At 70.0% G+C, this 8,186-nt stretch carries 10 protein-coding genes and 1 pseudogene; 2 read left to right on the top strand and 9 right to left on the bottom strand.

What is annotated here, in order from left to right; genetic code table 11:
- Positions 1–296: DUF4351 domain-containing protein (locus ABD927_RS17130; RefSeq protein WP_345251055.1), on the top strand; the 296-nt coding region annotated here is incomplete at its 5' end.
- Between the two features lie 38 nt (positions 297–334).
- Here ABD927_RS17130 and ABD927_RS17125 read toward each other — a convergent pair.
- From ABD927_RS17125 to ABD927_RS17100, 6 genes are all read right to left on the bottom strand, one after another.
- A complete protein-coding gene (locus tag ABD927_RS17125) occupies positions 335–1,096 on the bottom strand; it encodes a phytanoyl-CoA dioxygenase family protein (RefSeq protein WP_345251054.1) in 762 nt (253 codons plus the stop codon).
- A 69-nt stretch (positions 1,097–1,165) separates the two neighbouring features.
- Entirely contained in the window at positions 1,166–2,047 is an 882-nt protein-coding gene (gene kdoO / locus ABD927_RS17120; protein ID WP_345251053.1) for a Kdo hydroxylase KdoO, read from the bottom strand.
- 11 nt (positions 2,048–2,058) lie between these two features.
- On the bottom strand, positions 2,059–2,592 hold the full coding sequence (locus ABD927_RS17115) for a TlpA disulfide reductase family protein (protein WP_345251052.1): 534 nt from the start codon (positions 2,590–2,592) through the stop codon (positions 2,059–2,061).
- 88 nt (positions 2,593–2,680) lie between these two features.
- A complete protein-coding gene (locus ABD927_RS17110) occupies positions 2,681–3,334 on the bottom strand; it encodes a BON domain-containing protein (RefSeq protein ID WP_345251051.1) in 654 nt (217 codons plus the stop codon).
- Entirely contained in the window at positions 3,334–3,924 is a 591-nt protein-coding gene (locus ABD927_RS17105) for a phosphoheptose isomerase (protein ID WP_345251050.1), read from the bottom strand. The genes ABD927_RS17110 and ABD927_RS17105 overlap by 1 nt, the downstream gene beginning before the upstream one ends.
- Positions 3,925–4,055: 131 nt before the next feature.
- The gene (locus ABD927_RS17100) at positions 4,056–4,421 is read right to left on the bottom strand and encodes a YraN family protein (protein ID WP_345251049.1); all 366 of its coding nucleotides are present in this window, start codon (positions 4,419–4,421) and stop codon (positions 4,056–4,058) included.
- A gap of 229 nt (positions 4,422–4,650) precedes the next feature.
- Between ABD927_RS17100 and rsmI the strand changes: the two genes are divergently transcribed.
- On the top strand, positions 4,651–5,571 hold the full coding sequence (gene rsmI, locus ABD927_RS17095) for a 16S rRNA (cytidine(1402)-2'-O)-methyltransferase (RefSeq protein ID WP_345251048.1): 921 nt from the start codon (positions 4,651–4,653) through the stop codon (positions 5,569–5,571).
- A gap of 149 nt (positions 5,572–5,720) precedes the next feature.
- Here rsmI and ABD927_RS17090 read toward each other — a convergent pair whose 3' ends face one another.
- The 3 genes and pseudogenes from ABD927_RS17090 to rapZ all read right to left on the bottom strand — a co-directional run bounded on the left by ABD927_RS17090 (position 5,721) and on the right by rapZ (position 7,932).
- Positions 5,721–6,146 carry an SPOR domain-containing protein gene (locus tag ABD927_RS17090; RefSeq protein ID WP_345251059.1) on the bottom strand — a complete coding sequence of 142 codons (426 nt, stop codon included), beginning with the start codon at positions 6,144–6,146 and terminating at the stop codon, positions 5,721–5,723.
- Positions 6,147–6,248: 102 nt separating this feature from the next.
- Positions 6,249–7,019, bottom strand: a pseudogene (locus ABD927_RS17085) (septal ring lytic transglycosylase RlpA family protein); the annotation flags it as partial.
- Position 7,020: 1 nt separating this feature from the next.
- Positions 7,021–7,932, bottom strand: coding sequence for an RNase adapter RapZ (rapZ, locus tag ABD927_RS17080; protein ID WP_345251047.1), 912 nt, complete (start codon positions 7,930–7,932; stop codon positions 7,021–7,023).
- Positions 7,933–8,186: the final 254 nt, after the last annotated feature.

Raw genomic sequence — 8,186 nt, 5'->3', positions numbered from 1 at the left:
CCGAACGCGTCATCGACTGGACCAGGCAGTGGAAACAGCAGGGCCTGGAGGAAGGGCGCCAGATAGGCCTACAAGAGGGTCGGCAAGAGGGTCGACAAGAAGGCTGGCAAGAAGGTCGACAAGAAGGCCGCCTGGAAGGGGCGCAGGCCTTGCTTCGAAAGCAACTCGAGCGCCGGTTCGGACCTTTGCCGGAACCCTTGCAGGCCCGCCTTGTGGGAGCCGATGCGGCCGCGCTCGAGGTATGGTCGATCCGCCTGCTCGATGCTTCCAGCCTTCAGGACGTCTTCGGCGTTTGAAGCACGGCCAGGAACAAGCTCTTTTTGCGCCGCCTTCGTTAAAGCGCCACGCTACCCTTGGCTTCCGACCGCGTGCCGGGTAATGGGTGGTTGCTTGCCGCATGATAGGTGAACACGAGCGAGAACTTGACGGCGTCCAGGCGGTTGCGGCCGGCGGCGTGCAGCGTGTTGCAATGGAAGAACATGGCATCGCCGGCGCGCAGGGTCGGGACGATGGCGCGATCGATCAGTGCACGGTTTTCGTCCAGGTCGTCGCGCAGGAATTTCCGTTCGTCGAAGCGGCCGGCGGCGATGTCCGCGCAGTGCGAGCCGGGGATGAGGTGCAGCGCGCCGTTGGCGTCGGTTTCGTCGCCCAGCGCCAGCCATACCGATACCATGTCGTCGCGCTCGAAGGCCCAGTAGCGGAAGTCGCGATGCCAGCCGGTCAGGCTGCCGAAGCGCGGATGCTTGGTCATCACGCAGTTGTGATGGGCCAGCGACAGCATGGCCGGCTCGCCGAAATAGGTTTGCATCCAGCGCCGGATCGGCGCGCCGGCAGCCCAGCCGCGGAACGCCTCGTCGCGCGCCCAGGCATTGAGCAGACGACGTATGGTGCGGCCGCCCTCGGCTTCGTGCGACGCGGGCGCGCCGGGGTAGCCGAGGTCGGCCTCGTATTCGACCGGGCCGGCGTGCGCGGCCAGCTGTTCGCCGGCGATCCGGCGCAGCGCGGCGCATGGTTCGGCGCCGAGCAGGCCTGGCACCACTACCAGGCCATCGTTGCGGAGAATCCGGACTTGTTCGTCGACGGGCAGGGTAGCCATGATGCTTCTACTACCGGATAGCGGACGGAAAGGCGGCTAGCATACGCTTTTTGCGCCTAGGGGTGGCCCCTAGCCGTGCAGCGCCGCCATTTGCCGCCGCAGCACGCGCTGCGGCGAACGTCCGGGGTCGGCCATGGCGTCCACTGGCAGCAGATAGGTCTGTTCCAGCATGAACTGGCCGGTCATCGCGGCGTGCGGGGCCTGGTCGGAAAAACAGATCCAGGTGCTGCCGGGCGGGAAGTCGATGCTTTGCTGCAGGCCCTCGCGCTGGTAATCGGCGTCGGCCTTCATGCGGTCGTGCAGATGCAGCATCAGGTGGTCGTATTCGCTGCGCCGGCTCTTGGTGACGCCGACCTTGTGCAGCAGCCATGCCGCGGCCGGGTTGTAGCGCGGGATCGATGCCAGGTAGCGCGCCGCCAGCCCGCCGAAGTCCTCTCCCACCCGCCAGCGCCGGACGTCGCCGTGCGGATTGATGTTGTTGAACACCCTCAGGATCCGCTGCTCGCCGGTGGGCCGCGACGGAAAGGCGTCGACGTGCAGCCGGGTGTCGTCCTTGCGCCACGACGGCTGCCAGGTGCCGATGCGGTGTAGGCGCAGGCTGGTGGTGGGGCTGTGCAGGTGGGCCGCGTAGCCGGGCAGCAGCCGGGCCAGCAGGGCGCGCGTGGCTTCGTAGTAGCGCCGGACCAGCGCGCCGATGGCGTCGCGCCGGGCGTCTTCGACCGCCACGCCCGTAAGCACGCCGGTGCGCGCGTTCAGGCTGATGTTCTTGCGCTTGGGATCGACCAGCGCGGGATCCAGCAGCGCGGTTTCGGCCGCATCGAGCGGGAAGGCCAGCCGCGGAAAATACAGCACCTTGCCTTGTTCCAGGTCGTCGACGGCGCGGTTGTCGTGCGCAATGCCGGGCGCGTCCCAGCGGTCGATGTCGAGCACGACGATGCGATCGGAAAGCATGGCCGGCGCGGTCAGCCCTTCAGCGCTTTCTCGATCTCGGCATGGAACTCGGCCACGTCGGGTTCGCCCAGGTAGCGCTTGACGATGCGGCCTTGCTTGTCGATCAGGAAGGAGGTCGGGGTCAGCTTGACGTCGTCGAAGCGGCGGGCGATCTCGCCCTGCGGATCGAGCGCGATGCGGAACGGCAGCCCGCGCGTTTGCGCGTAGTTCAGCACGTAGTTGGGCGGATCGTAGCTCATGGCGACCGCCACCATCTCGTAGCCCTGCGGGGCGTACTTCTTGTAGGTGTCGATCATCATCGGCATTTCCTTGACGCAGGTTTCGCAACTGGTGGCCCAGAAGTTGACCAGCACCACTTTGCCGCGCAGGCTCTCGGTGGTGAATTTTTCGCCCTGGATGGACGTGAAGGTCGTGTCGGGCACCGGGCTGGCCGGGGCGAGCGTGAACCAGGCGCCGGCCGCCGCGACGGCCGCCAGCGCCAGTGCCGCGGCAAGCCGGGCGGCGCCGCGCTGCGTGCTGGAAACGGGGGCAGACGATGTAGACATGGAAGCGCTCCGGAGAAAACGCGCGAAACCCGCCGGCGATCCGATCCGCCGCCGACGAAACACCCCCATTATAGGCGCCACAGAACAATCACGGTGCCGCCTTGTCCTCATCGGACTTGGTCTTGGCCAGCCCTTGAAGTTCTTCTTCGGTGATGTAGTCGAACACCTTGACCACCTTGTTGACGCCACTGACGCCGGCGGCTATGGCCGCGCCGCGCTTGCCCTCGCGGTCGGTGACGCGGCCCATCAGGTAGACCGTGCCGCGCTCGACGACTATGTGGAAGGAATTGGCGAACAGGTCTTTCGCATCGATCAGCGAGGCCTTGATCTTGCCCTCGATCAGCACGTCGTTGGAGCGGGTGGACAGGGAGCTGGGCGGAGCGACCGCCAGTTCGTTGACCACGCCGCGCACGTTTTCGATCCCCAGTACGACCTGCTCGGCATCCTGCTTGGCGGCATCGGTGGGCACCTCGCCGGTCAGCAGCACCTTGCGGCTGTAGGAGGTGGCGTTGATGTGGCCCTTGTCGCCATAGCGGTTGGACAGCCGGGCCGAGGCCTTGAGCTCGATGTTCTGGTCTTCCACCTGGATGCCGACGGTGCGGCGGTCGGTTGCCGCCATCGTGCCGACCAGGGCGCCGCCCAGCACGACGGGCGCGCAGGCCGACACCGTCATGACGGTCGACGCGGCGGCCAGCCAGAGCGTAAGCGGCCGGGCCAGCGAAAGCAGCTTGCGGTAATGCATCAGAGATCTCCCAGTAATTGCGCGTCGATGCCGTCGCACAGGGCGTGCAGCAGCAGCATGTGGATTTCCTGGATGCGCAGGGTGCGGTCGTGCGGCACGCACAGGTGGATGTCGTCCTCGGTCAGCATGGCGCCGATGCGTCCGCCGCCCTTGCCGGTCAGCGCGATGACGCGGACGTCGCGCGAGTGCGCGGCGTCGATCGCTTCGATCACGTTGGCGGAGTTGCCGCTGGTGGAAATGGCCACCAGCACGTCGCCCGGGCGTCCGAGGGCGTTGACCTGTTGCGAGAAGATCCGGTCGTAGCCGAAATCGTTGCCGACGGCGGTGAGGATGGAGGTGTCGGCGCTGAGCGTGACCGCCGCCAGCGGCAGCCGTTCGCGCTCGAAGCGGCCGACGAGTTCGGCCACGAAGTGCTGGGCGTCGGCCGCCGAGCCGCCGTTGCCGCAGGCGAGGATCTTGCCGTCGTTCGACAGCGCGAAAACCAGGGCGTCGACCGCGGCTGCCGCCGGTCCGGCCAGCGTGTCCTGGCACTGTTCGTGGAGGGCGATGGCATCGCGGAAATGCGCGGCAATACGGGAGATCAGGTCCATCCGGCGATTATCTCATGTGGCCGCTACGGTAACCGTGTTGCCGACGCAGCGCCTGCGCGGAAGTGTTGCGGCTGTAACCATCGGCAGCATAGCGCAGGCCATGGGGCGCCGGCCGTCAGGCCGCGGGGGCGTCAGCTGGCGTCGTTTTCGAAGGCGTCGCGGATCCAGAGCGGCATGCCGGCGTCGATGGCTACGACGTCGAAGCGGCACGGCGGCACCGGGCCGCGCCAGGCGGTTTGCAGGAAGCGTTGCGCGGCCAGTTGCAGCCGGCGCCGCTTGGCGGCGTCGATGCTGGCCGCCGCCCCGCCGTGGCGCTTGCCGCCGCGCGACCGTACCTCCACGAACACCAGCACGCCGCCATGCCGCATGATGAGGTCGATCTCGCCGCCGCGGCACTGGAAATTGCGCGCCAGCAGGCTCAGGCCGGCGGCCTGCAGGTGGCGGCAGGCCACTTGTTCGGCAGCATCGCCGGCGCGCTGGGTAGGCGAGCGTTGCACATCTGCGGTGTCGCGTCCGGGCGGCGCGGCCGGACGCCGGCGCCGGCGGCGGTACGCATGCCGCTGCGCCCGATGCGCTGCGGCGTACAGCGACGCATCGCCCGGTTCCGGCAAGGCCGGGGGTGCAAAGGATGGAGACGCGGAGGTCGGAGACGCAGGGAGCGGGGACGCGGGAATCGGGGAAGCCGGTGGCGGGTCGGCAGGCGCTGGCCTCGGGTATTCTGGCGGCATGGACGATACTTTCGAGAGCGAGGGCGGCTGGACGCGCGTGGCGGGCAGGGTGGCGATGCAACATTGGCCCGCGCCTGCGCTGTACGTGGTGGCCACGCCGATCGGCAACCTGGGCGACCTGACGCTGCGGGCCTGGATGTGCCTGCAGCGGGCCGACGTGATTGCCGCCGAAGACACGCGCCTGACGCGCCCTTTGCTGGACGCCTGGGGCATTCGCACGCCGCTGCTGGCGGCGCACCGCCACAACGAGGCCCAGGCCGCGCAGGCCATCGTGGGCCGGCTGGCCGCCGGCGAGCGGGTGGCGCTGGTGTCGGACGCCGGCGCGCCCGGGGTCAGCGACCCCGGCGCGCGCATAGTGCGCGCCGTGCGCGAGGCCGGTCATCCGGTGGTGCCGCTGCCCGGCCCGAGCGCAGTCGTCGCCGCGCTGATGGCCGGCGGCGTGACTTCGGACGAGAACCCGGCCTTCGCCTTTGCCGGTTTTCCGCCCGCCAAGGCGGCCGCCCGGCAGCGCTGGCTGGCGCAATGGTGCGCGCTGCCGGCGCCGGTGGCGATCTACGAGGCGCCGCACCGCGTGGCCGCCACGCTGGCCGGCCTGCTGGCCGTGTGCGGGCCGGCGCGCCGCGTGACCGTGGCGCGCGAACTGACCAAGCGCTTCGAGGAAATCGCCGCCATGCCGCTGGCCGAGGCCGGGGCCTGGCTGGCCGGCGCGCCGCACCGGGAACAGGGCGAATTCGTCCTGATCGTGGAAGGCGCCCCCGAAAAGCAGGCATCGGCCGCTGGCGCCGACGATCTGCTGCGCGCATTGCTGGAGATGCTCAGCGTGCGCGATGCCGCCAAGGTCGCGGCGCGCGCCACCGGTACGCCGCGCGATGTGCTGTACGCGCGCGCGCTGGCGCTGAAGGACGGTGCGGAGGGCTGACGGCGCGGCGGCCGGGAGGCGGAGAGGGCGCATTGCCCCAGCATGCCGGTCTTGCCATGGCGTGTCGATGGGGCGCATGGACGCTTTTGTCCGGCGTCCGGCCGGTCCGGCAGGCCGTTGCCGCTGGCCCAGTCCGCGAGCCGGAACGCTCAGCGCGCGACGATGACCGGGATGATATCGGTGCGCGCCTGCAGGACGCGGGCCGCCGCCAGCGCGCTCTCGCGGCTGGCGTAGGGGCCGACGTGGATCCGGTGCAGGTTGCCGATGGTGACGATGCGCATCGGTTCGGTCCACGCCCCCACCTGGGCGCGTACCTTCGCCAGCAGATCTTCCGCGTTGCGCTCGCCGCTGAAGGCGCCCAGCTGCAGGAAGACGCCGCCGGCCGGCGACGCGAATGCGGTGTCGGCTCCCGGTGCCGCGAGGGGCGTGGCAGGCGGCGCGGCAGCGGTGGAGACGGGGGGCGCGGCCGGCGTCGCAGGCGTTGCGGCGCCGGCCGGGGAGAGGGCCGATGCGGGGGCCGCCGTGCCGGGGGCTGCGGCGATCGCCGGCGCAGCCCTCCCGGCCGGGGCCGGCATCGGTGCCAGCTCGCTCACCCGGGTCGTGGACGGCGACATCGCCACCGGCAGGGCCGAGGCCACGGCATCGCCGTCGTCCCCTGGCCCGCCCCCCGCGGCCGGGCCGGCGCCGGAGGCCGCAACCGCCGCAGCCGGCGATGCTGCAGCCGGTAATGCCGTGGCTGATGATGCTACGGCCGAAGACGCCGTAGCCGGCGATGCCATGGACGCGGTCATCGTCGACGATGCCAGCGGCGCCGCCGGCGCCGCCGGCGCGGCGGCCAGCGCCGGCTCGCCGCTGCGCTCGGCGCGGATGCGCGCGATTTCGTCGGGCAGCAGACGTTCCACCACCACTTCCGCGCTGCCCGGCCCGAGGATGCCGAGCTTGTAGGCCGCGGTGTACGACAGGTCGATGATCCGGCCGTCGTGGAACGGCCCGCGGTCGTTGACCCGCACCAGCACCGACTTGCCGGTGGAGACCCGCGTGACGCGCGCGTAGCTGGGAATCGGCAGCGTGGGGTGGGCCGCCGTCATCGCGTACATGTCGTAGATCTCGCCGTTGGAGGTGCGGGCGCCGTTGAACTTGCGCCCGTACCACGAGGCGATGCCGCGCTCCCTGTACGGTTGCAGCGTGATGTCGGGCACGTAGCGCTTGCCGAAGATCACATACGGCCGGTTGGCGCCGCTGGCCAGCGGCTCGACCGCCGGCAGCGGATCGGGCACCTGGTCCAGGTTGGACGGCGGGTTGGCCTCGGGCCCGTCATCCTTGTAGTAGCCGCCGCCTCCGCCCCCGCCCTTGCGGGGCGCGCTGCCGCAGCCCGCCAGCAGGATGGCGAGCGCCAGCGCCGCCACCAAAAGCCTGCCGCCCGCGCGGAACCCGCCTGATCGGATCATTTCAATTCCCATGGGGTTGCGGCCCACCGTGGTGCTCCGGTTCGTACAGGTCGAAATGCTTTTGCGCCCGGTGGCGCACCAGCACCTGGCCCTGGTCGGCGAACATCGCGGCCAGCCGCTCGACGACGTAGACGGAGCGGTGCCGGCCGCCGGTACAGCCGATGGCCACGGTCATGTAGCTGCGCGTGTCCTGCATGTATTGCGGCAGCCAGGTGCGGACGAAGCCGGCGATGTCGTCGATCATGCGGCCGACGCTCGGAATGGCTTCCAGGAAGCCGGCCACCGCCGCGTCGCGGCCGGTCAGCGGGCGCAGCACCGGATCGTAGTGGGGATTGGGCAGGCAGCGCACGTCGAACATCAGGTCGGCGTCGAGCGGCACGCCTTCCTTGAAGGCGAACGATTCGAAGGTCAGGATCAGCGGCACGCTGTCGGCCTGGATCACGTTGCGGACCCAGGCGCGCAGTTGGCCCGGCGTCAGGCCGGTGGTGTCGATGACGTTGCCGAGTTCGCGCAGCGGCCCCAGCAGGTCGCGTTCGGCGGCGATGCAGGTTTCGAGCGACGGCGACACGCCCGCGTTGAACAGTTTCTGCGACAGCGGATGGCGGCGCCGGCTTTCCGAATAGCGCTGCACCAGCGTGCCGGTGTCGGCATCGAGGAAGACGACGCGGATCTCGGTGCCGAGCGCGCGCAGCGAGGTGATGATGGCGGGCAGGCGGGCGATGTCGCCGCTCGAACGGGCGTCGATCGAGACGCCGACGCGCTGCAGCCCGTCGTCGTGCGCGGTGGCGATGAAATCGTGCAGGAAGCGGACCGGGAGATTGTCGACGCAGTTGTAACCCGCATCTTCGAGGGTGCGCAGGGCGACGGACTTGCCCGAGCCCGAGATACCGGAGATGAAGACGACGCGCAGCACGTGACCGAAGATTCCTGGGACAGAGGTTCCTGAATGACCGCGCTAGTCTAGCGCGCCCTACCCCCCAGCGGCTACCGCACCCCCAAGCGCCGATTCAGGGCACCGCGGATCCGGCTTTGCCGGTCCGCCAGTGCCGCCCCTTGAGGGGAGCGGCAAGGCCGCTGGGGGTGGGGCTTTCCTTCCGGTCCGCCAGTGCCGCCCCTTGAGGGGAGCGGCAAGGCCGCCGGGGGTGGGGCTTTCCCTTCCGGTCCGCC

Origin of the sequence: Pigmentiphaga soli, from assembly GCF_039541095.1 — a bacterium.
Lineage (GTDB): Bacteria > Pseudomonadota > Gammaproteobacteria > Burkholderiales > Burkholderiaceae_B > Pigmentiphaga > Pigmentiphaga soli.
The sequence above is the reverse complement of the archived record's forward strand: the minus strand, read 5'-3'. Positions and strand labels throughout refer to the sequence as shown.